The organism is Pantoea sp. Sc1 (genome assembly GCF_000255315.1).
Classification (GTDB): Bacteria; Pseudomonadota; Gammaproteobacteria; order Enterobacterales; family Enterobacteriaceae; genus Pantoea; species Pantoea anthophila.
Genome location: NZ_AJFP01000002.1, coordinates 384,583 through 411,428, shown reverse-complemented (window position 1 = coordinate 411,428; position 26,846 = coordinate 384,583). Strand labels below are relative to the sequence as shown.

Sequence of the window (26,846 nt, the reverse complement as noted above, 5' to 3'; positions counted from 1 at the left end):
AAGCGGTATAAAAGCAAAAATTATCCCTGGATGACGGCCTTTGTTCTCATTACTCTCTCCCGTCGCATTAACCCCGCAAAAAATCTGTCCGCTCTTTATCCTGGTAACGACTTGCGCGTCACATAAACCAGATGTGCTGAATACTTTTTTGTGACAAATAACACAACCTGATTACATCTTCCGGCGGAGACGCTTTTTTATCGTGATAATGGTTTTACTGAGTACATTAATGTTTTACAGGGTACAACGATGCGTTTTGCGTATCACGCGCAAAACGATGACAAAAATGTGAGGATCATCATGTCTGAAAAACAGCACATCACGACTTTCTCTGCCGATATCGAGCAGCAGACCGTAAAAAAGGTGGTCTGGCGCATTTTGCCATTTCTGATTGTCTGTTATCTGATTGCCATTATTGACCGCGGTAACATAGGCATGGCTTCGTTGCAGATGAACGAAGATCTGGGGTTGTCGAAAGCGGTGTTTGGCCTGGCGAGCAGCCTGTTTTTCGTTGGTTACTTCCTGTTTGAAGTCCCCAGCAACCTTGCGATGCAGAAGATTGGTGCAAAGATCTGGATCTCGCGCATCATGGTCTCCTGGGGCATCATCTCGGTCTGTACGGCTTTCGTCGAAAGCGCCAATACGCTCTATGTTCTGCGTTTCTTACTGGGTGCCGCTGAGGCAGGATTCTTCCCGGGCGTCATTCTTTATCTGACCTACTGGATCCCAGGCAAATACCGTGCACGCGTCATCGCGACCTTCATGGTGGCTATCCCTGCCGCGAACTTTATCGGCTCACCTATCTCAGGTCTGATTCTGTCACTCGACGGCTGGCTGGGCATGCGCGGCTGGCACTGGCTGTTCATCCTGGAAGGCATTCCGGCCGTGGTGCTGGGGGTGGCCGCTTTCTTCATGCTGAGCAACCGCCCCTCTGATGCCAGCTGGCTGAATCAGGAGCAGAAAGCCTGGCTGAATACCACGCTGGAAGCGGAAAACGCGAAGAAAAAAGCGATTGGTCACATCTCGCTGTGGAAGCTGCTGCGCCATAAACATATCTGGGTGATGGCGCTGATTTATGCAGGTGCCTCGGCGGCAGGTTCAACGCTGAGCGTCTGGTCTCCGCAGTTGCTGAAATCTTTCGGTCTGGACAACTTCACGACCGGTTTAGTGAATGCGATCCCTTACGGTCTGGCTTCTGTTCTGATGATTGTCTGGGGCAGAAGCTCTGACCGCAGCGGCGAACGTCGCTGGCACACCGCGCTGACGCTGTTTTTAATCGCAGGCGGTCTGCTCTCTGCATTCCTGACCAACACGCTGACCGGCAGCGTCGTGATTCTGTCGCTGGTGCTGATTGGTGCTTACTCAATGAAAGGTCCTTTCTGGGCGCTGGCTTCGGGATGGATGTCATCCACGACGGCTGCGGCGGGTCTGGCTGCTATCGGGGCGATGGCTAACCTGATTGGCGGAGGATTGATGGTTAACGTTTACGGCATCATCAATCAGGCCACCGGCAGTCACACCCTGGCAATGCTGCCACTGGCTGTGCTCTGCAGCGTCGGCGGCATCGCCGTGCTGGTTATGGGACGCACCAAAAAATTAAACATTGAAGTTGAGAATACCGCTTCACCCGTCAGTAAATAACGTTGTCAGCCCGGAGACGCTGCTCGCCGCGTCTCCGGGCTTCTCCCTTCACTCCTCCTCCTGCCGCCTCTTTTTCCTGATCGATCTCTTTGTGTGCAACACCCCCTCGCTTACTCAACAGCCATGTTAACTCGCCCATCTTTTCACTGAGCCACGCCTGGCGCTCCTGTAAGCCTGTGGCAGGTTGTCATCCCCCCTGAATGCCATCTGACGAAAGCGGGCCGTATGCAGGGGCTCACCCTCGGCTGGAGGAAGAGTGGTGTAAGGAGCGCTGGTTCAGCCAGAAGGGAGGTGCTGACAGTGAGTCTGGCCCTGCAGGGACAGGTGACGCTATCTGCGGGTGTTTAAAGCTGGAGTGCCGCGATGTGGCATCTGAATGCTGATCGCGTCTGTCAGGGGCGTGTCAGGCCACAGAGAGGGCAGAGGGAAAGTTTCAGAGGCCAGGGCAGTAATGCGGCAAGGGCAGAGGGGAGAACGCATAAAAAAACCGGCTAAACGGCCCAGGCGCCTGTTTAGCCGGTCAGGAAAGCCGATCAGGAAACCGGACTTTCGTCTTTCACCGGTTCTGCCAGCACGTTCAGCACGTTTGTGGCTGCCACGGTGCCCATCTTCACGTAGGAGTTATCACTGACGCCACCAATGTGTGGCGACAGAATCACGTTGTCGACATTCTGCCAGATATGCGGGGCGGTCAGCGGTTCTGTGGCAAAGCTATCCAGCGCTGCTGAGGCGATCGTGCCGTCATTCAGTGCCGCGATCAGGGCTTCATCATCGATCAGCCCTCCGCGAGCCGTATTCACCAGAATGGCGCCTTTTTTACACAACGCCAGCGACTCTGCGTTGATCATCTTTTGGGTCTGTTCCGTCAGCGGGCAGTGCAATGAAATCACATCTGACTGACGCAGCAGATCGTCCAGCGAAGAGGAGACACACTCATCCGGGAAAGTGCGCGCATAGGGATCATAGGCCAGAACGTTCATGCCAAAAGCGCGGCCGATACGGGCCACGCGACCCCCTATCGCCCCCAGACCCACCAGCCCGAGGGTTCTGCCCTCCAGCTCGACGGATTTGTGGGTCGATTTATCCCAGTGTCCTTGACGCATGCGTTGATCCAGGGGGATCACCGATTTAGCGCAGGCCAGGATCAGCGCCCAGGCGTGCTCTGACACGGCAGCCGCGTTGGCACCCGGGGCCGACTGAACACTGATATGACGCGCAGCGGCGGCTTTCTGATCGATGACATCGATGCCACTGCCGTGTTTGGAGATAACGCGCAGAGCGGGGGCGGCGTCCATGATGCGGGCGTTAATCTTGCCATAGCGGACGATGATCCCCACCGGGTTGTGCTGCTGGCAGAGCTGAACCAGAGTCTCTTCGCCCGGCTGTTTGCCTGCATACACAATCGTGAAATCGTCGAGCAGGCTGACTGCCTGCGGCGCCAGATCGCTGGCGGTGACCAGAATGACAGGAGAAGAGGTCGTCATTACAGCACCTCCCCGTCAACCAGCATGCCAGCCGTAAGCAGCGCTTTCTCTAACCAGGGCGCGCGGAGATCGCCATCGCGAATGGCGGCGATGCGGCTGGTTTCGAAATCCAGTTTTTTCTGCGCCAGTTCGATCAGGGCCGGAACGGCTTCACGAGGCAGCACAACCACGCCATCGATATCGCCAATCACCAGATCGCCCGGCTGAATCGCTGCGCCTGCTACTGAAACAGGGAAGTTAACCCGTCCCGCAACCGATTTGGTCGGGCCACAGGGATTCAGGCCCACGGCAAATACCGGGAAGCCATTGGTGCTCAGTGCATCGGCATCACGAACCGCGCCATCAATAATGATCCCGGCAATGCCAGAGGCCTGCGCCTGAGTAGACATAATTTCGCCGATTAATGCGCAGCTGATGTCGCCTTTGCCATCAACCACAATCACATCGCCCGGCTGGGCAATAGCCAGTGCGGCGTGGATAGCGAGATTGTCACCCGGTCTGACTTCAACAGTGATAGCGGGGCCGGCAACTTTCATGGTGTGGGAAAGCGGTTTTACGCGTCCGTGCAGCGTTCCGCGTCGCCCGGCAACATCTGCCAGTATCGCGGCCTGAAACTGAGCAGCCTGTTTTACGAGCTCTGGCGCGATACGGGTAATGTCGCGATTGATGAAGGTATTATCTGCATGTGGCATAGATCATCCTCTTTCGTTTTACCAGGTACAACTTTGTTGTACAATATAAAACTACTATATCTATGTTAATTTGGATCACACCAGTGTTAAGCATTCATTTGTGATGTAAATACGATGTGAATCACAAATTACAGGGTAAACTGCCTGCCGTCGCAAACAGGAGAACCTGCTAATGGGGAATGAAGGCGTAATTGCCGTAGAAAAAGCGCTGGCGCTACTGGATTGTTTCAGGCCTGGCGAAGAGTCACTCACGCTGACCGCGCTGGCCCAGCTTTCCGGGTATCACAAAACGACGGTTTATCGCCTGATGAACTCACTGGAACGCATGAATTACGTCATCCGGCGCGACAACGGGGTTTATACCCTGGGACCGAGACTGCTCTATCTGGGCAAGCTCTATGAACAATCCTTTCATCTTGCCACTATCGTCCAGCCTGAGCTTCATGCCCTGGCGACGGCCACGGGTGAAAGCGCCACCTGGTATGTCATCGAGAAGGATCAGCGACTCTGTCTGTTCCGCGCGGAACCGTCAGAAGGCTTGCGGGAAACGCGTCTGCCCGGAACGTTTCTGCCGCTGGACAATTCAGCCATCGGAAAGGTGCTCCGCTGCTGGGGACGCAGAGAACCGCTGTTTGAGACTCAGCCGGAACTTCCGTTGTTTACCTCCGGTATCCGCGATCCGCATATCGCCTCATTATCACTTCCGGTGTTTGGTGAGGGCGACAATATGCTCGCGGCCCTGGCCCTGACCGGACCCGCTTCACGCCTGACAGAGGCGAAACGCGACGGCGGTCTGGGTAAACTGATGAAAGAGGCGGCGCACAGGCTTTCCCTGAAATCGGGTGCGCGAAAAGCCTTCTGCGATGATTTTTATAAGATCTAGCGCAGCGCACCAGCGGTAACGTTACCGCTGGTGAGATAAGCCCGGCACCCGTGCAGATTTGCCGCGACGCCGGGTTCTGTGCGAAGGTGACAGGCCCGCGCACGGGTGCGGGTAAATGAATGTCCCGCCCGATCGTGAAAAATCCCCCGCTTTCCCGTCTCAACATGAATTTCCTTCATGTTCGTTGAAATTTAATCACTTTTTTTCACCCGCCCGTTGAGGCATAAAGTAAGAATTGTTAATAACTTTGAGAAATATGAATGCTTGTTAAGGGATAGCAAAGCTGCATAACCCTCTCAGCAACAATTCATATCAGCGACCAGGATACCCGATAGCGATGAACAACGATTTTGCCTTTACCATCAAGCGTATTCGTTTCGACGAAAACTATAACCCTTCAAAAAATACGCGCGCGACGACGAACTTTGCGAATTTAGCGCGTGGCGAAAAGCGTCAGGAAAATCTGCGCAACGCCCTGGTGATGATCGATAATCGTTTTAACTCGCTGGCGCACTGGGACAATCCAAAGGCTGACCGCTATTCCGTTGAACTGGAGATCATTTCTGCGGAGCTGAATCTTCAGGGTGGCGCTGACGGCGAAGCGTTTCCGGCTATCGAAATTTTAAAAACCTATATCGTGGATCATCACACCGGTGAGCGCAGCGAGGGCATTGTGGGAAATAATTTCTCATCCTACGTGCGCGATTATGATTTCAGCGTGGTGCTGGCAGATTTTAATAAAGGGCAGACTGAATTCAGCACGCCCGCGGATTTTGGCCAGCTGCACGGCAACATTTTTAAAAGCTTCGTTAACTCAGCGGTCTATAAAGAGAATTTCAGCAAATCACCGGTTATCTGCCTGAGCGTGTCCAGCAAAAACACCTATGTGCGTACCGGCAATCAGCATCCCATCCTGGGCATTGAATATCAGCAGGATGCGCCCTCACTGACCGATTTCTACTTCGGGAAAATGGGCCTGAAAGTGCGTTTCTTTATGCCGCAGGGCAGCGTTGCGCCGCTGGCGTTCTATTTCCACGGTGAGCTGCTCAGCGATTACACCGACCTTGAGCTGATCGGCACTATCAGCACCATGGAAACGTTCCAGAAGATCTATCGCCCTGAAATCTATAACGCGAATTCCGCTGCCGGTCACTGCTATCAGCCGACGCTGCAGCATCAGGATTACTCTTTAACCCGGATTGTTTACGATCGTGAAGAGCGCAGCCGGCTGGCTGTTGAGCAGGGGAAATTTACTGAGGCCCATTTCATTAAGCCGAATCAGACCCTGCTGGCGCAATGGTCCGCTGAATCCGTTCTTTAATTAAAATTAAAAGGTCACCTGCTATGAAAACCTTATTACCGACATCCACCGCTGGCAGCCTGCCAAAACCCTCATGGATTGCACAGCCAGAGGTGCTCTGGTCACCCTGGAAACTGCAGGATGATGAGTTAGTGGCGGGTAAATTAGATGCGCTGCGTCTCTGCCTGGACGATCAGGTGCGGGCCGGGATCGATATCGTCAGTGATGGTGAGCAAACCCGTCAGCACTTCGTCACGACCTTTATCGAACACCTCAGCGGCGTGGATTTTGAAAAGCGCGAAGTGGTGCGTATCCGTAATCGTTATGATGCCAGCGTCCCGACCGTGGTGGGTGAAGTCTCCCGTCAGAAGCCGGTCTTTGTCGAAGATGCAAAGGTTTTACGTAAGCTGACCGATCGTCCGATTAAATGGGCGCTGCCGGGGCCGATGACCATGATCGATACCCTCTACGACAACCACTACAAAAGTCGCGAAAAACTGGCGTGGGAATTTGCAAAAATCCTCAACCAGGAGGCAAAAGAGCTGGAAGCCGCAGGCGTGGATATTATTCAGTTTGATGAGCCGGCTTTTAACGTCTTTTTCGACGAGGTTAACGACTGGGGCATTGCGGCACTAGAGCGCGCTGTCGAAGGGCTGAAGTGTGAAACCGCCGTGCATATCTGCTATGGCTATGGCATCAAAGCGAACACCGACTGGAAGAAAACGCTGGGAACCGAGTGGCGCCAGTATGAAGAGGTCTTCCCGAAACTGCAGCGCTCATCGATCGATATCGTCTCGCTGGAGTGCCAGAACTCGCGGGTGCCGATGGATTTGATCGAGCTGATTCGCGGTAAAAAAGTGATGGTCGGCGCCATCGATGTGGCAACCCATAATATTGAGACGCCGGAAGAGGTCGCCAGTACGCTGCGCAAGGCGTTGCAGTTTGTGGATGCCGAAAATCTCTATCCTTCGACCAACTGCGGCATGATCCCGCTGCCGCGTCATGTTGCCAATGGCAAGCTCAACGCGTTGAGCGCAGGCGCAGAGATTGTCCGCAGAGAAATTCTGGGTAAATAAGCGCTTCCTGAGCCCGTTCAGTCCGGCGAATGATTTCATTTTCACAATGCGATCGGCCGGACTGAATCTTAACCCTGCTTTTACCCGTGTCATTTCCCGCTAAACCTCTTCAGCACTGCGCCCGTGCGCGATGACAAATGCGCATATAAACCGCTCAACCTGCCGGATTTCACCCTTGGGCCTGATCTTTATCGTCGCTGAATGAGATTCCGCTCATCAGGCGGACGACAGCATCACTGGTAAATGTTCGTCACAACCGATATAACAGATTGATAACAATCAATCTCAGAGGCAGTTATGGCACTTTCGCATGAATTACTCCTGATTTTCACCACCTACTTTGTCGCCACGGCCAGCCCGGGCCCCAGCAATATGGCGATAATGGGAACGGCGATGAAAAAGGGCAGGGGGGCCGCCCTGGCGCTGGCAGCAGGTGTGGTGAGCGGCTCCATGATCTGGGCGCTGCTGGCCGCCTGTGGCGTGCTGACGGTGCTGGCCACCTTCGCAAAGTTGCTGATTGTATTAAAGGTTGGCGGCGGGTTATATCTGCTCTGGCTGGCATTTAAAGCGGGTAAATCGGCCCTGCGCCGCACGGAAGCGACAGACATTGATGCCAGCACTGAGCGGGTCGCCTGGGGCAGACTGTTTCGCCAGGGAATACTCATGCATGTCGGCAATCCCAAAGCGATTCTCACCTGGGTGGCGATCATGTCTTTTGCCCTGAAGCCCGATATGGCTGCCTCCACGGTACCGCTGATCATCGCTGGCTGTGCAACGATCTGTCTGCTGGTGTTCGGTGGATATGCGCTGCTCTTCTCGACGGCGGTGATGAGCGCGTTCTATCGCCGCATCCGTCGCGGACTGGAGGCACTGTTAGCCTGCTGCTTTGCGCTGGCGGGGCTGAAACTGGTTTTCAGTCGCCACTAAGTCGGGGATGGCCGTTCGCGACTTCTGCATGAAAATGGCACACCCTGTGCTGATGCAAACAACGGTTTCGCCAGGGTGTCACTGCAATCAGGGGGCATCCGCAGCGGTGGCCTCTCTCATTACATCAACAAGGCGGTGAAATGAAAGGCTCGTGCTTGTGTGAAACGGTGGTTTTTGAGCTGGCAGCGCCACCCACGCTTTACTACCGTTGTCACTGTTCGCTGTGCAGAAAGCAGAGCGGAACCGGCTATAACCTGGCGACGCTGGTGAAAGCGGGGGAGTTCCGCTGGACTGGCGGAGAAGATCACCTGGCGTCATGGCAAAAAGCCAGCGGTTATCGCAACGATTTCTGCACCCGCTGTGGCTCCACCGTGCCCAACCCGTTGCGGGACAGGCCTTATGTCTGGATTCCTGTGGGTTTACTCAATGAGGCGGTGGATATGCAGTGTGTCGGCGACTTCTGCACCGATGATGCGATGCCCTGGGACACGACCCGCTCAGCAACCACCCATGCCGGACCGGTGCCGTCGCTGACGGCGCTGTTGACCCATCTGAAACTTGCTGATGAATCGCCATAGTTTCTCTGACGGTTTCTGTCTGCATTCCTGGCCGTTGGCTGGTTATGCTCCAGAGTTTTTTAGCTGAAGTCCCCACTCTTCCGCGCAGATATTCATGGCGCGAGGAGAACTGAGCAGCAGTTTTGGCAGCGTGAGCGAGTCATAGAGCTGCCTGTGCCGCTTCCGGTTCTGAGGGGCGATGCGGGCAATGTAATTTATCATCGCCAGGCTTACCGGCTCTCTGTGAGTCCTGAGTCCCCCGATCCGCGGCGTGGAGGAGTAGCATCGCCGGACATAGCGCAGCAGCGCTAAAGGCACGCTGACATCCAGAAGAATCAGTCCGGTGGCCCGGGCGAGCCGTGCTTCAATACACTTGGTATAGTTGCCTTCCATGATCCATCTCTCCTGACTGACTGCTTCGGCGTGTAAACGAAGGAACAGGTCCGGCTCCCTGGGCACCCACTGACTGCCTGGAATATGATGCAACTGATCCAGGTGCACCACAGGCAGACCTGTTTTGCGTGACAGGGCCTCAGCCAGCGTGGATTTTCCGCTGTTAGAAGGCCCGAGAATACAGATGCGTGGTCCCAGCGCGTCTGACGAGATTAGCCTGTTCACAGATAGCTCCCTGTTAAAATCCGATAAATGCGCGCTGAGGGGGGTTGCGTCTGCATCCGGAACAGCAATCCTACCCCACAGGTTCATCGCCTGGCGATAAGTCTCTCATAACCTGATGAAATCAGGCACAGGACAAATAAAAAGCCCACAAACACATTTACAAATTTAAATGTGTAAATATAATATCGCCTCTTCAAACACCAGAGGATTTTTTTGTCATGCCATCACTTTTTACCCCCCTGAGCCTGGGCGACCTTCAGCTCCGTAACCGCATCGTTCTGCCGCCGCTGACCCGCTGCCGCAGTGAGCAGCCGGGCAATGTTCCCGGTCCGATGATGGTGGAATATTATCGCCAGCGCGCCGGTGCCGGACTGATGATCACTGAAGGCACCCAGATTGAGCCTCGCGGGCAGGGCTATGCATGGACGCCAGGGATACACAGTGAAGCGCAGATTGCGGGGTGGAAAAAAGTCACCGAAGCAGTGCATCAGGAAGGTGCCACTCTTTTCTGCCAGCTCTGGCACGTGGGGCGGGTGTCCCATAATGAACTTCAGCCAGGAAAAGAGGCCCCTGTTGCGCCGTCAGCGATAGCCGCCGATAACGTCCGGGTCTTTATTGAAACCGGACCGGGTGCCGGAATGTTAACCGCGCCCAGCGAGCCGCGGGCGCTGACGAACGCGGAAGTGAAAGAGATTGTGGCACTTTACCGGCGGGCGGCGGAAAATGCCAAAGCGGCCGGGTTCGATGGCGTTGAGCTTCACTCCGCCAACGGCTATCTGATTAATCAGTTTATTTCTGAGCACACCAACTTCCGTACGGATGAATATGGTGGCTCGCCTGAGAATCGTCTGCGTTTTCTGCGTGAAGTGGTTGAAGCAGTAAGTTCGGTCTTTGGCAGTCATCGTGTCGGCGTCCGGTTTGCCCCGCTTTTCAGCAGCACGGACGAAGATCGCGTCTATCTGGGCCTGGTCGAACGCGATCCGCATGCGACTTATATCCGCGCTGCGCAGCTGCTCAATGAGCTGAAAATTGGTTATCTCTCTATCGCCGAGGCGGACTGGGATAACAGTCCTGACCTGCCGGAGAGTTTCCGGATTGCGCTGCGGGAAACCTTCCGCTCGCCCATTATCTACTCAGGCCGTTACACCGCCGAAAAAGCCCAGCGGATGCTGGATAAAGGCTGGGGTGACCTGTTTGGTTTTGGCCGCACCTTTATCGCCAACCCCGATCTGCCCGCGCGGATTAAAGCAGGCAATCCGCTGAATCCTGTGGACCACACCTCCCTGTATGGCGGAACGGAGAAAGGGTATACTGACTACCCTGTTTATCCATCCTGATGTTTTGTGAGGCGGCATGTCACCCGAAGAGGCCCTGAAGTTACTGGCCAATCCCACCAGAATGGCCGTGCTGATGTGGCTCAAAAACCCTGACGAAGCGTTTGCGGGCTATGCCCAGCTCTATCCCTTCGACCAGTATGGCGTCTGTGCCAGTCTCATCCAGGACAAGGCGGGCTTATCGCAGCCCGCCACCTCGTTATGCCTGAAAGCCCTGCAGAGTGCCGGACTGGTGGAAACCAGCAAAGTGGGTAAATGGACCTACTATCGCCGCGCCGAACCGCGTATTCGGGAAGTCACCGACGCGGTGACGCACTCCCTGCAGGCGCTGCTATAGACGTCGCCGCGCGCCTCTGATCCGGTAGCGACATCTTTCCTTGTCTCTCTCTTTCTGCGTCGCGCCCCTGCACACTGCTTGACGAAGCTGTTCGCTTCACTTACAACTAAACCCGTCAGGGGAGTCTCGCCGGAGAGACTGAGAGGCTGATAGCGCACCCGCGCGGCTCAGCGACCCTTAGAACCTGACCCAGTTGATACTGGCGTAGGAAGACGGGTATCGCATCAGATACTTGCCGCAGGAGCGCATTCGCGTCGCTTCTGCCTATTCCCTCTGTATCACGGGTCTTCGTTAACGGATAACGAGGCGAATGTGACCCACTCAATCCTGAATCTCTCTTCTTCTGTGGCGGGCAGCCAGGGCCGCTGGTCGGTGCTGGGCAGCGGCGTCGCCGGACTCTGTGTCGCCACCCTGCTGGCGGAACGGGGAGAAGCTGTCGAAATTATTACTCAGCCTGACTGCCGGGCAGCCTCGCACTGGGCGGGCGGCATGCTCGCGCCCTGGTGCGAGGCAGAAAGTGCACCGCCAGAGGTGATCGAATGGGGCCAGCATGCCGCGGGCTGGTGGGCAAAGCGTGTGGATGGCGTGGTGCAGCAGGGCACGCTGGTGGTTGCACCGCCGCGTGACAGCCGTGAGCTGACGCGCTTTGCCAGCATGACGCAGCAGCATCAGTGGGTGGCCCCCGGCGACGTTGAGCCGGCGCTGGAAAACCGCTTCGCACGCGGCCTTTTTTTTGCCCGGGAAGCGCATCTCGACCCGCGTCGGGCGCTGCAGCAGCTGCAGGATAGGCTCAAAGAGGCGGGCGTGCCGTTTCACAGCGGTCAGCCCGGCGGAAAGATTATCGACTGTCGCGGCATCCACGCCGCCGATCAGCAGCCCGCGTTGCGTGCCGTGCGCGGCGAAATGGTGATCCTCCATACCCCCGACATTTGCCTCTCCCGTCCCGTCCGGCTGCTCCATCCGCGCTTTCCCTGCTATCTGGTGCCTCGTGCCAATGGGCACTTCATGCTGGGTGCCACCATGGTCGAAAGCCATGATAGCAGCCCGATTAGCGCGAAAGCGATGATGGAGCTGCTGAGCGCCGCTTACAGCCTGCATCCGGCGCTGGCTGAAGCGCGGATCGTCGAGAGCGGTACCGGGTTGCGTCCTGCTTACCGGCAGAATCTGCCAGAGGTGCGCTACGAAAATGGCCGCTTCTCGCTCAACGGCCTCTACCGACACGGCTTTTTACTGGCCCCGATAATGGCTGAAAACCTTATGCGGCGACTGACTCAGGAGACACCCCATGCGAATTGAACTCAACGGACGCGCGATTGAAACCGGCGCAACGACCCTGGCGGAGCTGATGCAGGAGCAGCAGATCGATCCGCGCACCGTCGCCACCGCCCTGAACGGTGAGTTTGTGCCGCGCACCCGTTACGCCAGCCAGCGACTTGAGGCCGGGAATCAGCTGGAAATTCTGTCCCCGATGCAGGGAGGTTAATCATGTTCTATCAGTTTGCACCGACATCCCGTTTTCTGCTCGGCACCGCCGGTTACCCGTCGCCGGAGATTCTGCATCAGGCGATCGACGCGTCAGGCGCGGAGATCATTACCGTGAGCCTGCGACGGGAGGGGCGGGAAGGCGCGGCCTTTCGCACGCTGCTGCAACAGCTCAACAAACGGATTCTGCCGAATACGGCCGGCTGCCATTCGGTAAAGGAGGCGGTGACCACGGCGCAGATGGCGCGTGAACTGTTTGATACCCCGTGGATCAAGCTGGAGGTGATAGGTCATGCCGACACGCTGCAACCCGACCCCTTTGCCCTGGTGGAAGCCGCCCGCATTCTCTGCGCTGACGGATTTCAGGTGTTTCCCTACACCACGGAAGATCTCATTGTCGGTGAAAAACTGCTGGAAGCCGGCTGTGAAGTGCTGATGCCCTGGGGGGCGCCGATTGGCTCCGGCCAGGGACTGCGCAATATCGAGGGGCTGCGCGCCATGCGTGCCTGGTTTAAGGATATTCCGCTGATTATTGACGCGGGGATCGGCGCACCGGGCCAGGCGGCTCAGGCGATGGAGATGGGCTTTGATGGCGTGTTACTCAACACGGCCGTAGCAAAAGCTCGCGATCCGGTCCGGATGGCCGGTGCCTTTGCCGCCGCGATCCATGGGGGACATGAGGCGTTTCAGGCCGGGCTGATGGAGCAGCGCGATATGGCGTCGGCCTCCACGCCCCTGTTTGGTCTGGCACAGTTCAGTTAAGGAGCGACAATGAATCGTTATCAGCGACAGACGATGTTGCCGGAAATTGGTGAGGCGGGGCAGCAGCGACTGAGCAGGGCGCGGGTGCTGGTTGTGGGGGCGGGCGGTCTCAGTGCCACGCTGCTGCCCCTGCTGGCAGGTGCCGGGGTAGGGTTCATTCGTCTTTACGACGGCGATCGGGTTGAACTGCATAACCTTCACCGGCAGACGCTGTTTGGCGTGGACGATGTCGGGCAGCCAAAAGCCCTCTGCGCACAGCGGGCACTGGCGCAGCGAAACCCTGAGTGTGAAGTCGACGCGCATCCGCAGTCACTGAGCGCCAGTCTGCTGCCGCAGGCGCTGGCGGAGATTGATGTGGTGGTGGATGCGGCGGATAATTTTGCCATTACCTATCAGCTTTCGGACGCCTGTTATGCGCGCGGCCTGCCGCTGATCTGCGCCTCAGTGCTGGGGCGTAAAGGCTATGTCGGCGGATTCTGCGGCGGTGCGCCTGGCTATCGAGCGCTGTTTCCGCACTTGCCCACTGCATCGGCTGACTGTAACACCGCGGGCGTCATGGGGCCTGCGGTGGCCACGCTGGGGGCCATGCAGGCACAGATGGTGCTCACGGTATTGCTGAAACTGACGCCTTCACCGCTGGGTTGTATGATCCACTGCGACCTGGCCTCGTGGCATATGCGACAGTTCCGCTTTGACGATGCCCCGGAACCGGAGGCGCCGGGCACGCCGTTCATCGACCTGGCCATGCTCACCGGTGAGGACTGCATTGTGGAGTTGCGCAGCGCCGAAGAGGCTCCGGTCAGCGTGGCGGAAGGGGCGTTGCGCATGCTGCCAGAGCAGATCGCCGGCTGGCAGCCGCCTGCCGATCGACGCGTGGTCCTGGTGTGCGCCAGCGGAATGCGGGCCGCGCGTGCGGCTGAAAATCTTGCCGCACGCGGGGTCACGCGTCTGGCGCTGATGGCGGCAAAGGCGCTGTAACTGCCGGTTCAGATCACCTCGACCAGCTGGAACGTTTCGAAAATCAGCTCCATCTCAGGGTGAAAAGAGCCTTCCCGCTGAAAGTATCGCTGATGTTCCTGACGCCAGTAGTCGAGGCTGAGATCGCCTTCACCTTCAAGCATCGCCATCTCCGGCGTCACCCGGTCAAAGCGCGTCAGGAACAGCCCGGTGGTGCGGATCACGCAGACGGGCTGCTGTTCACCGTTGAGAACAATGCTGTAACCGCCCGGCTGGGGCAGTTTTTCCTGATCCTGCCAGTTGGCTGCCGACCCACAGGTGGCCACTTTTTTACCCGCAATAATCAGCGTACTTAACGCGTTCGCCAGCTCGGGTGAATCACCAAATGCATCGACCATCGCATCCGGATATTTTTCCTGCAGTTGTTCCAGCGTCATCGCCATCAGCAAATCCTTATGAAAGTGGGTGCGTGCCTGCCTGCATCATTGCAGAGGCACCGAAAAGGTGTGCAGCCGTTCTCTCTGCAACAGCGTTATCTGCGGAGCAGGCTGCTTGTCGCCGAACAGCTTACCCGGCATTCCGGCAGGAAAACAGGCGAATCTCCGGGATAAGCCGTTTCGCCCGCCGATGTCGTGCACAAGCGCCGCTGTCAGGCAAAGCAGTGACTCAGGAGAGACGAACTAGCGTTTCAGGAAGCTCGCCCACTGCTCAATGTCATCACCGCTGCTAATCTCAGGCTGCACCAGGCCGTTGACCATAAAGGTAGGAGAGACGTGAATGCCATTCTGGCGGGCGTATTTGCAATGCCACTTGATGGCGTTCTGCAAATCGGGCCGATCAAATGCCGCCATGGCGTCGACGCCACTGTAGGTTTTCAGGCGTTCCAGAATCTGATTCGGGGTGGCATCGCGGTTCGGACCGGTGCAGTGGTCGGTAAATTCAAACTCTTCGCGGTGATCGGCAACGGCCTGCATCACCTGTCTGGCGGCCGTTTTACTTTCGCAGGCCGCGGCGAGGATATAGCGCACAATGAGACCCGAATAGAGGTGCCACGGCTGGGACTGCAGACGGATCTTCAGAGTGATGTTCTCTTCGCCTGCGTGCGCCAGTAAGGCGTCGAATTTATTGAAAGCGCGAACGGAAAACGGACAGGTAGGTTCCAGAAAGACTTCGAAGACCGCAGGACCCTGACCCCAGACCAGAACATCAGCGTGCTGATTCATTAACCACTCCTTAAGTTTAAACGTAACGGGAAGTCGTTTTACTCTGGCAAATCTGCGGCACAGCAGCCAGTTAAGAATGGGGCTCAATTGTTACAAAAATCGGCAATCAGAAGCGGAGCCGCAGGTAACAGGCGACAGGCAGGCCTCTGAATCGTTAGAATTATCCGTTCTGGCAATCTTCGCCGCCGGTTCTGGACGGCCGCTGGCGAGTCGCTATAGTTAATCAGCAGCGTTCATTCGCCTGAATGAGAAGATCCTTTCTGTGACTTCCCTGTCGGGGATACACGGGAAGCGGATACGTGTTAGAAGAGGCTAAATTTGTATACCGATCTCACCTGGAAAACACTCTATCGCATTATTAACCAGACGATCGCGGACATGCTGGATGAACAGCAGACCCTGGATGTCCTGTCACTGCGCGCCCGTCTGCTTGAACGGGCGGAAAAAGAGGAGGATGAGGTGATGTTGCTCTGCTACTGGCAGGCCTGCAAAATACTGAGGCGTTTACCTGCCACCGTGACTGCCAGCCAGTTAATGCTGGCTGCCCGCCATGCTTTTCGTGCGCCGCTGGATAACGATCTGCCCTGAGTGAAGCGGACAGGTGCGCGTCAGCCGTGAACATAACAGAAAGGGCGACGCCTGAACCGGAGAGAGATCCCTGCGGGTCATAGCGCAGAGCGCCCATTCATACCTGATTTAACGATGGACTGCTTAAAAATCCCCATTCTGGAATTCATAAATATTTTTTGAAAATATAATGGGTAATTAAAGTGATCATATTATTCATCACATCCTGTCGTTTATTTTCCGACTATTTAAGTCGGGATTGCTGGAATTGATCCTGCTCAATTAACTTCCTCAATATTAAATCTCAGCCCCGGATAAATCTGCTCGTTTAAGTTTCGTCTACCTTTGTTTAATTAATATACCCGCAACATAATAAACAGCGCGTTATTATGTTGGCGCATTCTTATTGGTGCATATTTATCCATCAGGTGGTTGGTTGCGGCCACTTTGCATGTTCTGAAAAGAGAAACAGTTGATGAATATCAGAAAACGTATTCTGCCAGTGGCGCTGGCGGGCCTTATGATTTCCGGATCAGCATTCGCCACCCCGACTGACGGCCCATCCCCTATTAATACGAATCCGGGAACGGCAGCGGGAACGCAGGGAGCCGGTGGTGAAGTTAAATTTACCGGTGAAATTACCGATGTATCCTGCAACGTGACAACCGCCAGTAGTAAGCAGAGTATTGATTTAGGCAAATGGGCCAAATCCTATTTCGAAAGCCGTACGGAAACCACTGAAACGCCGTTCACTATTTCAGTCACAGACTGCCCGACATCCGTCAAAAAAGTGGCGGTGTTGTTCGATGGCGATAAAGACAGTGGCGACAGTACCCTGCTTAAAGTTGCCAGCGGCGGGGCGTCCGGTGTCGGCGTGAAACTTTATGAAGCTGACCGTCAGACTCAGGTGGCTATCGGCGCCGTCTCCAAAAACGTTGATGTAGTGGCAGCCAGCACGGGGGGGCACGCCGATTTAAAATTCTATGCTGATTATAAAAGTGACGGTGCCGCTATTAATGTGGGCGCGGCCAATGCCGTATCAAATTTTGTGATGGTTTATAACTGATTCATAGCAGGGGCAACCCTGCTTTCCCTCCGTAATTCAATGGCGTAACGCTCTATGATTAAGGTAATAAGAATTATTTCGCTCATTTCGGCGTGTCTGCTTCATCTCGCGGCGCATGCAGGTGTGGTGATGGGAGGGACCCGGGTTATTTTTGCTGAAGGAAAAAAGGAAGCCACGCTGTCGGTAACAAATCAGGATAAGACGACACCCTATCTGATCGAATCCTGGATCGAGAATGCCGATAAAAATAATCACACCCGCGTCCCTTTTATTGTGACGCCCCCGCTGTTTCGCCTGGATGCCAATAAAGAGAACCTGCTCAGGATTAATTATCTGGGCATGCCACTGCCGAAAGATCGGGAGTCTGTTTTCTGGCTGAATGTCAAATCGATCTCACCCACACCGCGCGATAAAAGCAATCAGCTGCAGGTCAATATTAAATCGAAATTTAAACTCTTTTTCCGGCCAAAAGGGCTGGCGGGAAATCCGGCTGACGCCTGGCAGGACATCGCGTTTCGCCAGCAGGGCAACCAGCTGATTGCGCATAACCCAACGCCCTATTTCGTCTCCTTTTATACGCTGAGCGTGAATCATCAGGCGATCAACGATCCCGGCATGATTGGTCCGGGTGAAGATCGTCACTGGACAGTCAGCCATGCCGGCCCGGTGAGCTGGTCTGCCATCAATGACTATGGCGGCGTTACTGAAGAACGTACACGCTGATGGATTTTGTTGTGGTTTTACTTATCTGATGACGGGGCCTTAACCGTGAAAGTGACGCAGCACGCGCAGTTAAAGAAGAGAAAATATGCAAAGACGAAGCATGCCTCTTCATGGCTGGCGGGTGTACCGGGAGTGATACTGATGGTGTTCTGCCCGTTGCGGGCTGCCCGCGCCGACGACTACTTTAATCCGGCGGCGCTGGAGTTTTCATCCGATCAACACACGGCCGCCGATCTGCACTATTTCGCCCGTGAGGGCGGCCAGCAGCCCGGCACCTATCATGTCTCGCTGTTGCTCAACGACAAAGTGATCGATAGCCGTGATGTCTCTTTTGTTGAGGGCAAAAACGGGCTGATTCCACAGCTGACGGTAGCCGATCTCTCCGCGATGGGGGTAAACGTTGAGGGTTTCTCTGCATTCAGCCACCTGAAGAAAGATGAGGCGATTGCTGAGCTGGGCGATTACATTCCCGATGCCTCAAGTGACTTTGATTTTGCGCACCAGCAGTTAAACCTTTCCATTCCCCAGATTGCCCTGAAGATGAAAGATCGTGACTATGTCGATCCCGCCAGCTGGGATGAGGGCGTATCAGCGGCTTTCGTTGACTATAACCTCTCTGGCAGCAGCGGCCGCAATCAGAATGACCGCTGGAACTCGACGCTGCTGAGCCTGCGCAGCGGGGCTAATCTTGGCGCATGGCGTCTGCGTAACACGTCCAGCTGGCGTTACGATCTGGTCAGTCACTGGCAGTCTCAGACGACCTGGCTGGAGCGGGATCTTAAGACGCTGAAAAGCCAGTTCCGGGTCGGTGATACCTACACCTCGGGTGACGTGTTTGACAGCGTGCAGTTTCGGGGGGTACAGATGATGTCTGATGACACCATGCTTCCCGAAAGTCAGCGCGGCTTTGCCCCGGTGATCCATGGCATCGCCCACAGTAATGCGCGGGTGACGGTGAGTCAGCAGGGTTATGTGATTTATGAAACCGTGGTCGCACCGGGTGCTTTCGAGATCAAAGATCTCTATCCCACCGCTCAGAGCGGCGATCTTAATATCACTATCCATGAAAGCGATGGTTCGGTGCGCACCTTCACCCAGCCTTACTCTGCGGTGCCTTATATGCTGCGTCAGGGACATCTGAAATATAGCGTCAGCGGCGGTCGTTATCACTATTCAGGCAGTCACAATCTGCGCTCACCTGAATTTGTCCAGTCCACGCTGTTTTACGGACTGCCGCATGACTTTACCGCCTTTGGTGGCGTACAGCTCGCGCAAAACTATCATGCTGTGGCGGCGGGTCTGGGCAAGAGTCTGGGTGATTTCGGCTCGCTGGGAATGGATGTGACCTTCGCCAGCACCCGGTTACCGCAGGGGCTGAGCCGAAGTGGTCAGTCAGTGCGCGCGCAGTATCAGAAAAATTTTGCCTCCACGAATACCACTTTCAGCATGGCCAGCTATCGCTACTCCTCCAGCGGATTTTATGCCTTCAGCGAAGCCAATGCCCTCACCAGCCCGGCGAGCTATGTCGATAACAAGCGCAGTCGTTCAGAAATTGCCGTCTCCCAGGGTATCGGTGACGTGGGCAGTCTCAGTGCGTCTGCCTATATGCAGCGCTACTGGCGATCAAACAGAAACGATCGCACCCTGCATCTGGGTTTCTACAGCAATTATAAAACCATCTCCTGGGGCGTGGCCTGGTTTTACACCGACTCGACCCAGGCCCGTAAAGCTGACCGCGCTATCTCCTTCAATATTTCGGTTCCACTGAGTGCCTTACTGCCGGACAGTTCGGTCAGTTACAGCATGAATGCCAGCAATCGCGGGGATGTCTCGCAGCAGGTCGGCCTGTCAGGCAGTGCATTGCAGAACAATAACCTGCACTACACCCTGCAGCAGGGCCACGACAGTCAGGGGCAGAACGTGAACAGTAGCGGCTCGCTGGACTATCGCGGCAGTCAGGGCAGCGTCAGTGTCGGAGTTGGTCATGACCGTCACAGTACGCAGTACAGCTATGGACTCTCGGGCGGGATCGTGGCCCATGCGCACGGCGTGACGCTAAGCCAGCCGCTGGGGGATACCTTCGCGATTGTCCGGGTTCCGGATACCGCCAATGTGGGCATCCAGAGCGGCAGCAATGTGTTCACGGACGGCCGCGGCTATGCAATTGTGCCTTCACTCTCGCCGTATCATGAAAATGCCATCGAGCTGGAAACTGAAACGCTGCCCGACAATGTAGACGTGGAACTGGATGGGCAAACGGCTATCCCGACCCGCGGGGCGATTGTGCTGGCTGACTACGCGACCCATGTGGGGAACCGGGTGCTGTTCACGCTTACCTGGCAGCATACCTTCCCGCCTTTTGGTGCCACAGGGCAGATTGCAATCCATGCCGGGGGGAATCAGAGCAGCACAAGCGGCATTGTCGCAGAAAAGGGCGAACTCTATCTGAGCGGTGTGCCCGCTCAGGGGACGGTTGAAGTGAAGTGGCAGGAGGAGGGGAAACAGAAAAGCTGTCGCGCGCCGTTCCGCCTGTCTGACGCCAGCGGCACGAATCCGGTCAGACTGGTCTCTGCGGTTTGCCAGTAATTCACAGGAGTTTCAGATGAAATCAGTTCAGCGTGTCATTAAAGGGATCGTGCTGCTCATCCCGGCACTGGTCTGCTGGCCCTCTCTGGCCCAGGAGTCGTGTCAGGGGGTGAGTCAGGTGGTCGTGCAGGTGCATAATGTCAACTATGTCCCGGGCGCCGCTGACGGCACCCCCATCTCCGCGCAGATGCCCGTGCAAAGTACCAATGCGTTTACCTGCAATAAAAACAGCGGTGAGCAGGGCTATGCCTGGAAAGATATGGGGTTTCAGATTAATGCTGAAGAGTCGGGATTACAGACCTCAATTGCGGGAGGGCACACGACGCCAATCTATCGCGTACCGGGTGTTGAGAGCATCGGATTCGCGATTGGATTTAAAGAGCCTTCATATTGCAACAGCGGCTTTTTCGACACCACCGGCAAAGGCAAAACCAGTTCGATCTGTAACTCGCAGGTCAGTCCACAGTTCAACGCGGCACACGACATCAAACTGCAGTCCTATGTGGTGTTTTACAAAATTCCGGGGCAGCATTCCCCGCTGAACCCAGGCAACCAACCCGCGAATGTCGGTGAGGTAAATATCGGTAATGCCAGCCTGAAGGTGGGGAACAGTGCGGTCAGCAGCCAGCCGATCAACGACAGGCCGCAGCTCTTTCTCTCCAGCTTTACGGTGCAATATGGCAGCTGTGCCGTTGTCACATCCCAGTCTGCGATTAACGTCGGGATGGGAAAAGTGAGTAAGGCGGAGTTCACCGGCATCGGCAGTCGGGCGGGAAGCGAAAAAAGTTTCCGGATTCAGGTGATGTGCGAACACAGCGCCGCAGTCAAAGTGGGCTTTTTTGGCATGGCGACCGCTGGCGACAAAAATGCCATCAGCCTGACACCACAGAGTAACGCCGCGTCAGGGGTGGGCATTGCCCTGACCTATGGCCCCGGTCTGCAGGTCGCAGAAGGCCAGCGCGTGCCGCTGAATGTGCCGACCGATCAGCTGCCGGTGCTGACTACCGTCTCCTCACCCGATCAGGCGAGGTCGATGTCGTTTAATGCCCAATATATTCAGACCGACAGCCAGGTGATGGCGGGCAAAGCGGACGGGACCGTCACCTTTAATCTGGTGTATAACTGAGCCGTTGCTGCTGACGCGGATTCACCGGTTATGGCGACCGGTCTCCCTTCCGGGTCCGGCTACCTGGCTTATCCGCTTTATCATCTGCAGTAATTGTTAAAACCCGCCAAACCCAACCCGCTGTTTCTGCCATTCTCTGTTAAAATTGAACCTCTGCGCCACTTTGCAGGATGCATGTTCGGGAGAAGCTATGTTGTGGATTTGGAATGCCCTGATTGTTCTGGTCACCGTGATCGGCATGGAGATTACGGCTGCGCTGGCGCACAAATATATTATGCATGGCTGGGGCTGGGGCTGGCATCTGTCGCATCATGAGCCGCACAAGGGCTGGTTCGAGGTTAACGATCTTTATGCTGTGGTGTTCGCGGGCCTGTCGATTTTACTGATCTGGCTGGGCAGCACGGGCGTCTGGCCGTTGCAGTGGATCGGCGCCGGAATGACGCTTTATGGCCTGCTCTACTTTATTGTTCATGACGGCCTGGTTCACCAGCGCTGGCCCTTCCGCTATGTTCCGCGTCGGGGTTATTTACGTCGGCTCTATATGGCGCACCGGATGCATCACGCGGTGCGCGGAAAAGAGGGGTGTGTCTCGTTTGGCTTCCTCTATGCGCCACCGCTGTCAAAACTGCAGGCGACGCTGCGTGAACGTCACGGCGTTAAACGGGGCGCTGCCAGAGGTGAGCGGGGCGTGGAGCAGGACGCGCCATCCGGGAAGTAACCGCCTGACCTGACGCCGCCATCAGCATGACCAGTTTCTCGGGTGTGCTGGTGGACAGGCGCTGATCCCACGCCGCTGGCCCTGCCTGAATCACCTTCATGCCGATTTTACGATAGACCTGCTTCGCGGTTGCGATTGCCCATGCCGATCGCAGCGGCAGGCCTGGCAGACCTGCTGTGGCCGAATGATAGTAGGGCTCCGCCGTTTCAACCAGGCGACGTGCGACGCGGCTCAGCGCCTGACGATGTTGTGGCGCGGCCAGAGTTTCCCGTGTAAGCCCCTCTTCAGCCAGCCACGCTTCAGGCAGATAACAGCGGTCTGCGGTCGCATCTTCGACGATGTCGCGGGCAATGTTGGTCAGCTGAAACGCCAGACCGAGATCGCAGGCGCGATCCAGCGTGGCCCTGTCGCGCACCCCCATGATCTGCGCCATCATCAGACCGACCACCCCCGCCACGTGATAACAGTAGCGCAGCGTGTCGTCCAGGGTCTGATAGCGCGTCTCACGCACATCCATCGCAAAACCGGCCAGATGAGCAAAGGCGTAGTCAGGCAGAATATCGTGCGCCATCGCCACCTCCTGAAAGGCCGCAAAGGCAGGCTCATGCATCTGCAACCCGGCATAAGCCTGGCGGGTTTTTGTCTCCAGCTGCGCCAGACGCTGTTCGGCGGAGAGCCGCGACGGCGTATCGTTGCTGAAACCCAGCACCTGATCGTCAATCACATCATCACAGTGACGGCACCAGGCGTAGAGCATCAGCACACTGCGTCGGGTTTTGGCATCGAACAGTTTCGATGCCGTGGCAAAACTTTTTGAACCCACTTCCATGGTTTCTACAGCATGATCGAGCAGTGACGGACTGTTCAAGCCAGATCCTCCAGCATCAATCCTGCCGTGGCTTTCGCCGAGCCCACCACGCCAGGAATGCCTGCGCCAGGATGCGTGCCTGCGCCGACCAGGTAGAGATTACTGAGGTGTTTATCGCGGTTATGTGGCCGGAACCAGGCGCTCTGGGTCAGGATGGGTTCAACCGAGAAGGCGGAGCCCTGATAGGCGTTCAGCTCATCGCGGAAATCGAACGGCGTAAAGATGCGGTGCGTCACCAGCTGACTGCGCAGGCCCGGCATGTAGTGCTGTTCCAGATAGTCAAAAATACGGTCGCGCAGGCGCGGACCTTCAACCGCCCAGTCGATATCAGCCGTGCCGAGATGCGGTACCGGGGCCAGCACGTAGTAGCTGCCGCAGCCTTCCGGAGCCAGTGAGGGATCGGTGACGCAGGGGGCATGCAGGTAGAGCGAGAAGTCCTCGGCCAGGCCATCACGATTGAAGATCTCATCGATCAGTTCACGATAGCGCGGGCCGAAGCAGACGGTGTGGTGAGCCAGCTGGTCATGATGATGATTCAGGCCAAAATAGAGCACAAACAGGGAGTTGCTCATGCGCTTGTTCTGCAGTGTCTTTCCCTGAGCCACAGAAGGGGAATGCTGACGCAGCAGATCATGATAGGTGTGTACCACGTCTGCGTTGGAGGCGACGGCGCGGGTCGGGAGTACCCGACCATCTTCGAGATGGACGGCCGTAATCCGGTTTTCCTGCGTTTCCAGCCGGGCCACGCTGGCATTCAGTTCCACTTCGCCACCCAGATCCTCGAACAGTTTCACCATGCCCTGCACCAGCGCGCCCGTGCCGCCGCGCGGGAACCAGACCCCCCATTCACGTTCCAGCGCATGGATCAGCGTGTAGATAGAGGAGGTGGCAAAGGGATTGCCGCCCACCAGCAGCGAGTGAAAGGAGAACGCCTGACGCAGGTGTTCATCATCAATGTAGCTTGCCACCTTGCTGTAGACACTGCGCCAGGCCTGCAGTTTTGCCAGCTGCGGCGCGGCACGCAGCATGTCGCGGAACGAGAGAAACGGCACGGTGCCCAGTTTCAGATAGCCTTCGGCGAACACGGCGCGGGAGTAAGCCAGAAAACGGCGATAGCCTTCGACATCACGCGGATTAAAGGCGGCGATCTGCGCTTCCAGTTCGGGCTGATCGTTGTCATAACTGAACACCCTCCCTGACTCCCAGTAGAGACGATAAAAGGGCCTGACCGGCAGCAGCTCAACATAGTCAGCGAGCTTTTTGCCCGCCAGCGTAAATAACTCTTCAATCGCGCTGGGATCGGTGATCACCGTCGGGCCGGCATCAAAGGTGTATCCCTGATCCTGATAAACATACGCCCGGCCGCCTGGCTTATCGCGCTTCTCCAGCAGTCGGGTGGGAATGCCTGACGCCTGAAGGCGAATCGCCAGCGCCAGACCACCAAAGCCTGCGCCAATTACTGTCGTTCTGTTCATTGCATCGCCTGTTGACGGTGAGGAGTCATGATAGCCTGTAACGCCGCCAGTACGGGGACCGGGGGCTTGCCGCTTAAAATACGCAGCCGATCAGGCAAAGTAAGTTTTCCCGCATAAAAACGGGCGATCAGACCTTCGGGAAGGCCATAAAAACGTTGCATCACCTGCCAGCGCTGCCCGGCTGGCCCCGCCAGAAACAGCATCCGGTTCAGCATGCGAAAGAAGCGCTGCTGCTGCCAGGCCTGGGAGGCCACCTGTCTGATAGTGGCGTTGAGTGAGGCCGATGTCATTGCGGGCATCTCCGCCAGCCGATCAGCCAGCGCCACTGCCAGCGGCAGTGAGTAGCCGGTGGTGGGATGAAACAGCCCGGCGCGTAAGCCGCTGCATGGCAGGTCACGCTTTTGCCAGAATGCGTCAACGTCGCCTGTCAGCGTGATGGGCAGGGCACCCTGTTCTTCGCGCAGCAAACGGGCCAGCTGCCAGCCCTGCTGCGCCGCGTAGTCACGAATATTCTGGCGGGCGCGTTCACCGTCCAGCGTGGCGCGGTCGATATAATGGGTGTCTTCAATCAGCAGCGTATCGGCCGAAAAGGGCAGGCTGTAGACAAAGCGATAGCCTGCCTGCTGGTCAACCGTGGCATCCATAATGATCGGCGCGGTCAGCCCGTGTGGAGCACTCAGCTGCCACTCCTGTCCGACAAACGACTGAAAGCCCATGCGCAGCGCGCCATCGGGCTGGTAGCCCCGGCCATCAATCACGGCATCCGCTTCCACTACCCGGCCATCGTCCAGCGTGACCGAGTGTGAATCGAGCGTTGCGACACGCGTATTCAGCAGCAGGTCAGCGGCAAAGTGATCGCGCATGACCTGAGCGAAGCGCTCTGCTGTGACACAAAAATAGCCACTGTTCAGATGGCGCTGACGTTGCGGAAAGCGCACCTCATAACCGGGCCAGTGATGCACCACCAGCGGGGCGATCCAGCGGTGCTGCGCTTCAGTCAGGTCGTCTGCATGAAAAGACCAGGTGTGATGGGCGCCAGGCTGACTCTCCGCGTCAATCAGCAGTATGCGCAGCGACGGCCGCTGCTGGCGGAGGCGCAGCGCAATCAGCCCGTTGGCCAGCCCCGCGCCCACCAGGATCAGATCATACCGTGGCATAGGCACTCCCGTTCAGCACAGGCTGGCGGGTCAGCATCGCCTGCTCGACGATATCCGCTGCCAGCGAGGCGCCACCCGCCTGACGAAGCGCGGCGCGCAGGGGCTTCATCTGCTGAGCATAGTGCGTATCCGTCAGTAAGGTCTGAAGCTGGCGGGCCATGGCGTGACTGGTGGTAAAGCGTGAGGCGCGGCGGCCGATACCGTGCCAGACCACCCTGGCGGCCACGCCCGGCTGGTCAAAGGCCAGCGGGATTGTCAGTAGTGGCGTCAGATGGTTAATCGCATCCAGCACCGTGTTCATGCCGCCGTGGGTAATGGCCAGGTCGGCCTGGGCCAGCGCGGCGGCCTGGTCAGCAAAATCGACAACCTGAACATGACTGGCCTGCGCCAGTTTCTCCGCCTGAAACGGCGACAGGCGGCCACAGTGGGCCAGCAGTAACTGCGCGTCGATCTCCTGACAGGCGCGGACGATCGTTTTAAACAGGCCGTAACGGTGTCCCTGCAGGGTGCCGAGGGAAGCAAAAATGCGCGGCCTGTTGCCATGCGGAAAATAGCGCGGCTGTGCGGCCTGGGGCGCGTCCGGGGCGCGCAGCGGACCAACAGCATGAAAATGGTCGGGCAGCGCCTGACGGGGAAAATCCAGCGCCGGGATCAGCTGGCTGATTTGTGCCAGCGGAGAAAAACAGTGGTGCAGCTTTTCCCGCGGTGACAGCCCCATTGCATGGGCGTTACGTGCGATTACCCTGTCGTGGCGGCGCATCAGCCAGTCGTAGATTTTTTCACTGGCACGATAACGTTCGCGCGCCTGGTCGCTGGTGCCATAATCAAACGGCATCACTGCCAGCGGGAAATCCGCTTCACGGTTAAGCGGCAGGGCACAGGCCACCGAAACATAAGGCAGATCGAGTGCTTCAGCGGCCAGCGCGCCGGCCGGCTCCATCTGATCGACAATCACGCCATCCACTGCCAGCGTATTCAGCACCACCGGCAGTTCGCGACAGAGCATATCGCTGCTGCGCGCCATCTCACTGATCAGTTTCAGCATCGACGGGCCAAGGGGGTGTGCAGCCAGCTGCAGGGTATGCGCCAGACTTCCGGCAGGATGCGAGGTTAAGCCCAGCGGAAAAAAGCCGATGCGGCGGTCGGTGAGCAGTGCGCTGACGTCCGTCTGCTGAATAAAGGTGATACGGTGTCCGCGTGCTATCAGGGCCTGGCTGAGATGCTGAAGCGCCTGCACATGGCTATAGAAGGGCGGTGCAATAACCGCAAAGTGGCTCATGCAGCATC

General features: G+C 56.8%; 27 protein-coding genes and 1 riboswitch. Of the genes, 18 read left to right on the top strand and 9 right to left on the bottom strand.

Annotated elements, in window-relative coordinates; all coding sequences use genetic code 11:
* Window positions 1-300 precede the first annotated feature (300 nt).
* Window positions 301-1,641 (top strand): MFS transporter, encoded by a 1,341-nt coding sequence (locus S7A_RS19715; RefSeq protein WP_033736842.1) that lies wholly within the window; start codon window positions 301-303, stop codon window positions 1,639-1,641.
* Window positions 1,642-2,174: 533 nt separating this feature from the next.
* Here the strand turns inward: S7A_RS19715 and S7A_RS19710 are convergent.
* On the bottom strand, window positions 2,175-3,125 hold the full coding sequence (locus tag S7A_RS19710; RefSeq protein WP_009093109.1) for a hydroxyacid dehydrogenase: 951 nt from the start codon (window positions 3,123-3,125) through the stop codon (window positions 2,175-2,177).
* Window positions 3,125-3,817, bottom strand: coding sequence for an RraA family protein (locus S7A_RS19705; protein WP_009093108.1), 693 nt, complete (start codon window positions 3,815-3,817; stop codon window positions 3,125-3,127). Before S7A_RS19705 ends, S7A_RS19710 begins: the two co-directional genes overlap by 1 nt.
* Window positions 3,818-3,989: 172 nt before the next feature.
* On the opposite strand from S7A_RS19705, the gene S7A_RS19700 reads away from it, so the two are divergent.
* The 5 genes from S7A_RS19700 to S7A_RS19680 all read left to right on the top strand — a co-directional run bounded on the left by S7A_RS19700 (window position 3,990) and on the right by S7A_RS19680 (window position 8,581).
* On the top strand, window positions 3,990-4,700 hold the full coding sequence (locus S7A_RS19700) for an IclR family transcriptional regulator (protein ID WP_009093107.1): 711 nt from the start codon (window positions 3,990-3,992) through the stop codon (window positions 4,698-4,700).
* A gap of 337 nt (window positions 4,701-5,037) precedes the next feature.
* A complete protein-coding gene (locus S7A_RS19695) occupies window positions 5,038-6,021 on the top strand; it encodes a DUF1852 domain-containing protein (protein ID WP_009093106.1) in 984 nt (327 codons plus the stop codon).
* A 23-nt stretch (window positions 6,022-6,044) separates the two neighbouring features.
* The gene (locus S7A_RS19690; protein WP_009093105.1) at window positions 6,045-7,076 is read left to right on the top strand and encodes a methionine synthase; all 1,032 of its coding nucleotides are present in this window, start codon (window positions 6,045-6,047) and stop codon (window positions 7,074-7,076) included.
* A 297-nt stretch (window positions 7,077-7,373) separates the two neighbouring features.
* On the top strand, window positions 7,374-8,003 hold the full coding sequence (locus S7A_RS19685; protein ID WP_009093104.1) for a LysE family translocator: 630 nt from the start codon (window positions 7,374-7,376) through the stop codon (window positions 8,001-8,003).
* Between the two features lie 140 nt (window positions 8,004-8,143).
* Window positions 8,144-8,581 carry a GFA family protein gene (locus tag S7A_RS19680; RefSeq protein WP_009093102.1) on the top strand — a complete coding sequence of 146 codons (438 nt, stop codon included), beginning with the start codon at window positions 8,144-8,146 and terminating at the stop codon, window positions 8,579-8,581.
* Window positions 8,582-8,623: 42 nt separating this feature from the next.
* On the opposite strand, the gene S7A_RS21845 is transcribed toward S7A_RS19680, so the two are convergent.
* Complete coding sequence (locus S7A_RS21845; protein ID WP_369750602.1) at window positions 8,624-8,953, bottom strand: DNA topology modulation protein FlaR; 330 nt, start codon at window positions 8,951-8,953, stop codon at window positions 8,624-8,626.
* 443 nt (window positions 8,954-9,396) lie between these two features.
* On the opposite strand from S7A_RS21845, the gene S7A_RS19670 reads away from it, so the two are divergent.
* The 6 genes from S7A_RS19670 (at window position 9,397) to S7A_RS19645 (ending at window position 14,071) form a co-directional block, all read left to right on the top strand.
* Window positions 9,397-10,515 (top strand): alkene reductase, encoded by a 1,119-nt coding sequence (locus S7A_RS19670; RefSeq protein ID WP_009093100.1) that lies wholly within the window; start codon window positions 9,397-9,399, stop codon window positions 10,513-10,515.
* A 16-nt stretch (window positions 10,516-10,531) separates the two neighbouring features.
* A complete protein-coding gene (locus S7A_RS19665; RefSeq protein WP_009093099.1) occupies window positions 10,532-10,849 on the top strand; it encodes a helix-turn-helix transcriptional regulator in 318 nt (105 codons plus the stop codon).
* A 107-nt stretch (window positions 10,850-10,956) separates the two neighbouring features.
* Window positions 10,957-11,077: riboswitch (TPP riboswitch) on the top strand.
* 84 nt (window positions 11,078-11,161) lie between these two features.
* Window positions 11,162-12,145 carry an FAD-dependent oxidoreductase gene (locus S7A_RS19660; RefSeq protein WP_009093098.1) on the top strand — a complete coding sequence of 328 codons (984 nt, stop codon included), beginning with the start codon at window positions 11,162-11,164 and terminating at the stop codon, window positions 12,143-12,145.
* Complete coding sequence (thiS, locus tag S7A_RS19655; protein ID WP_009093097.1) at window positions 12,135-12,332, top strand: sulfur carrier protein ThiS; 198 nt, start codon at window positions 12,135-12,137, stop codon at window positions 12,330-12,332. The genes S7A_RS19660 and thiS overlap by 11 nt, the downstream gene beginning before the upstream one ends.
* 2 nt (window positions 12,333-12,334) lie before the next feature.
* The gene (locus S7A_RS19650; protein WP_009093096.1) at window positions 12,335-13,093 is read left to right on the top strand and encodes a thiazole synthase; all 759 of its coding nucleotides are present in this window, start codon (window positions 12,335-12,337) and stop codon (window positions 13,091-13,093) included.
* Window positions 13,094-13,102: 9 nt separating this feature from the next.
* A complete protein-coding gene (locus S7A_RS19645; RefSeq protein ID WP_009093095.1) occupies window positions 13,103-14,071 on the top strand; it encodes a HesA/MoeB/ThiF family protein in 969 nt (322 codons plus the stop codon).
* A gap of 8 nt (window positions 14,072-14,079) precedes the next feature.
* Here S7A_RS19645 and S7A_RS19640 read toward each other — a convergent pair whose 3' ends face one another.
* Both S7A_RS19640 and S7A_RS19635 read right to left on the bottom strand, forming a co-directional pair.
* Entirely contained in the window at window positions 14,080-14,493 is a 414-nt protein-coding gene (locus S7A_RS19640; RefSeq protein WP_009093094.1) for an ASCH domain-containing protein, read from the bottom strand.
* 237 nt (window positions 14,494-14,730) lie between these two features.
* Complete coding sequence (locus tag S7A_RS19635) at window positions 14,731-15,273, bottom strand: thioredoxin domain-containing protein (RefSeq protein ID WP_009093093.1); 543 nt, start codon at window positions 15,271-15,273, stop codon at window positions 14,731-14,733.
* Between the two features lie 318 nt (window positions 15,274-15,591).
* On the opposite strand from S7A_RS19635, the gene S7A_RS19630 reads away from it, so the two are divergent.
* The 6 genes from S7A_RS19630 (at window position 15,592) to S7A_RS19605 (ending at window position 22,059) form a co-directional block, all read left to right on the top strand.
* Entirely contained in the window at window positions 15,592-15,861 is a 270-nt protein-coding gene (locus S7A_RS19630) for a hypothetical protein (RefSeq protein WP_009093092.1), read from the top strand.
* Between the two features lie 454 nt (window positions 15,862-16,315).
* Complete coding sequence (locus tag S7A_RS19625) at window positions 16,316-16,906, top strand: fimbrial protein (RefSeq protein WP_009093091.1); 591 nt, start codon at window positions 16,316-16,318, stop codon at window positions 16,904-16,906.
* Between the two features lie 54 nt (window positions 16,907-16,960).
* Window positions 16,961-17,629 carry a molecular chaperone gene (locus tag S7A_RS19620; protein ID WP_033736783.1) on the top strand — a complete coding sequence of 223 codons (669 nt, stop codon included), beginning with the start codon at window positions 16,961-16,963 and terminating at the stop codon, window positions 17,627-17,629.
* 141 nt (window positions 17,630-17,770) lie between these two features.
* A complete protein-coding gene (locus S7A_RS19615) occupies window positions 17,771-20,215 on the top strand; it encodes a fimbria/pilus outer membrane usher protein (RefSeq protein WP_009093089.1) in 2,445 nt (814 codons plus the stop codon).
* Window positions 20,216-20,231: 16 nt separating this feature from the next.
* Window positions 20,232-21,341 carry a fimbrial protein gene (locus tag S7A_RS19610; protein WP_009093088.1) on the top strand — a complete coding sequence of 370 codons (1,110 nt, stop codon included), beginning with the start codon at window positions 20,232-20,234 and terminating at the stop codon, window positions 21,339-21,341.
* Window positions 21,342-21,531: 190 nt separating this feature from the next.
* Window positions 21,532-22,059 (top strand): sterol desaturase family protein, encoded by a 528-nt coding sequence (locus S7A_RS19605; RefSeq protein ID WP_009093087.1) that lies wholly within the window; start codon window positions 21,532-21,534, stop codon window positions 22,057-22,059.
* On the opposite strand, the gene crtB is transcribed toward S7A_RS19605, so the two are convergent.
* From crtB to S7A_RS19585, 4 genes are read right to left on the bottom strand one after another with little or no spacing between them, the layout of a single operon-like run.
* Window positions 21,998-22,927 carry a 15-cis-phytoene synthase CrtB gene (gene crtB, locus S7A_RS19600; RefSeq protein ID WP_009093086.1) on the bottom strand — a complete coding sequence of 310 codons (930 nt, stop codon included), beginning with the start codon at window positions 22,925-22,927 and terminating at the stop codon, window positions 21,998-22,000. The two genes, S7A_RS19605 and crtB, sit on opposite strands and share 62 nt — an antisense overlap.
* The gene (locus S7A_RS19595) at window positions 22,924-24,402 is read right to left on the bottom strand and encodes a phytoene desaturase (RefSeq protein WP_009093085.1); all 1,479 of its coding nucleotides are present in this window, start codon (window positions 24,400-24,402) and stop codon (window positions 22,924-22,926) included. Before S7A_RS19595 ends, crtB begins: the two co-directional genes overlap by 4 nt.
* Window positions 24,399-25,559, bottom strand: a complete 1,161-nt coding sequence (gene crtY / locus S7A_RS19590) for a lycopene beta-cyclase CrtY (protein ID WP_009093084.1) — start codon at window positions 25,557-25,559, stop codon at window positions 24,399-24,401. The genes S7A_RS19595 and crtY overlap by 4 nt, the downstream gene beginning before the upstream one ends.
* Window positions 25,546-26,838 carry a glycosyltransferase gene (locus S7A_RS19585; protein WP_009093082.1) on the bottom strand — a complete coding sequence of 431 codons (1,293 nt, stop codon included), beginning with the start codon at window positions 26,836-26,838 and terminating at the stop codon, window positions 25,546-25,548. Before S7A_RS19585 ends, crtY begins: the two co-directional genes overlap by 14 nt.
* Window positions 26,839-26,846: the final 8 nt, after the last annotated feature.

Excerpts from the sequence above, each read along its gene's own strand:
- S7A_RS19715 (WP_033736842.1), top strand. The coding sequence starts at position 301 with ATGTCTGAAAAACAGCACATCACGACTTTCTCTGCCGATATCGAGCAG.
- S7A_RS19710 (WP_009093109.1), bottom strand. The coding sequence starts at position 3,125 with ATGACGACCTCTTCTCCTGTCATTCTGGTCACCGCCAGCGATCTGGCG.
- S7A_RS19705 (WP_009093108.1), bottom strand. The coding sequence starts at position 3,817 with ATGCCACATGCAGATAATACCTTCATCAATCGCGACATTACCCGTATC.
- S7A_RS19700 (WP_009093107.1), top strand. The coding sequence starts at position 3,990 with ATGGGGAATGAAGGCGTAATTGCCGTAGAAAAAGCGCTGGCGCTACTG.
- S7A_RS19695 (WP_009093106.1), top strand. The coding sequence starts at position 5,038 with ATGAACAACGATTTTGCCTTTACCATCAAGCGTATTCGTTTCGACGAA.
- S7A_RS19690 (WP_009093105.1), top strand. The coding sequence starts at position 6,045 with ATGAAAACCTTATTACCGACATCCACCGCTGGCAGCCTGCCAAAACCC.
- S7A_RS19685 (WP_009093104.1), top strand. The coding sequence starts at position 7,374 with ATGGCACTTTCGCATGAATTACTCCTGATTTTCACCACCTACTTTGTC.
- S7A_RS19680 (WP_009093102.1), top strand. The coding sequence starts at position 8,144 with ATGAAAGGCTCGTGCTTGTGTGAAACGGTGGTTTTTGAGCTGGCAGCG.
- S7A_RS21845 (WP_369750602.1), bottom strand. The coding sequence starts at position 8,953 with ATGGAAGGCAACTATACCAAGTGTATTGAAGCACGGCTCGCCCGGGCC.
- S7A_RS19670 (WP_009093100.1), top strand. The coding sequence starts at position 9,397 with ATGCCATCACTTTTTACCCCCCTGAGCCTGGGCGACCTTCAGCTCCGT.
- S7A_RS19665 (WP_009093099.1), top strand. The coding sequence starts at position 10,532 with ATGTCACCCGAAGAGGCCCTGAAGTTACTGGCCAATCCCACCAGAATG.
- thiS (WP_009093097.1), top strand. The coding sequence starts at position 12,135 with ATGCGAATTGAACTCAACGGACGCGCGATTGAAACCGGCGCAACGACC.
- S7A_RS19650 (WP_009093096.1), top strand. The coding sequence starts at position 12,335 with ATGTTCTATCAGTTTGCACCGACATCCCGTTTTCTGCTCGGCACCGCC.
- S7A_RS19645 (WP_009093095.1), top strand. The coding sequence starts at position 13,103 with ATGAATCGTTATCAGCGACAGACGATGTTGCCGGAAATTGGTGAGGCG.
- S7A_RS19640 (WP_009093094.1), bottom strand. The coding sequence starts at position 14,493 with ATGGCGATGACGCTGGAACAACTGCAGGAAAAATATCCGGATGCGATG.
- S7A_RS19635 (WP_009093093.1), bottom strand. The coding sequence starts at position 15,273 with ATGAATCAGCACGCTGATGTTCTGGTCTGGGGTCAGGGTCCTGCGGTC.
- S7A_RS19625 (WP_009093091.1), top strand. The coding sequence starts at position 16,316 with ATGAATATCAGAAAACGTATTCTGCCAGTGGCGCTGGCGGGCCTTATG.
- S7A_RS19620 (WP_033736783.1), top strand. The coding sequence starts at position 16,961 with ATGATTAAGGTAATAAGAATTATTTCGCTCATTTCGGCGTGTCTGCTT.
- S7A_RS19615 (WP_009093089.1), top strand. The coding sequence starts at position 17,771 with ATGGTGTTCTGCCCGTTGCGGGCTGCCCGCGCCGACGACTACTTTAAT.
- S7A_RS19610 (WP_009093088.1), top strand. The coding sequence starts at position 20,232 with ATGAAATCAGTTCAGCGTGTCATTAAAGGGATCGTGCTGCTCATCCCG.
- S7A_RS19605 (WP_009093087.1), top strand. The coding sequence starts at position 21,532 with ATGTTGTGGATTTGGAATGCCCTGATTGTTCTGGTCACCGTGATCGGC.
- S7A_RS19595 (WP_009093085.1), bottom strand. The coding sequence starts at position 24,402 with ATGAACAGAACGACAGTAATTGGCGCAGGCTTTGGTGGTCTGGCGCTG.
- crtY (WP_009093084.1), bottom strand. The coding sequence starts at position 25,559 with ATGCCACGGTATGATCTGATCCTGGTGGGCGCGGGGCTGGCCAACGGG.
- S7A_RS19585 (WP_009093082.1), bottom strand. The coding sequence starts at position 26,838 with ATGAGCCACTTTGCGGTTATTGCACCGCCCTTCTATAGCCATGTGCAG.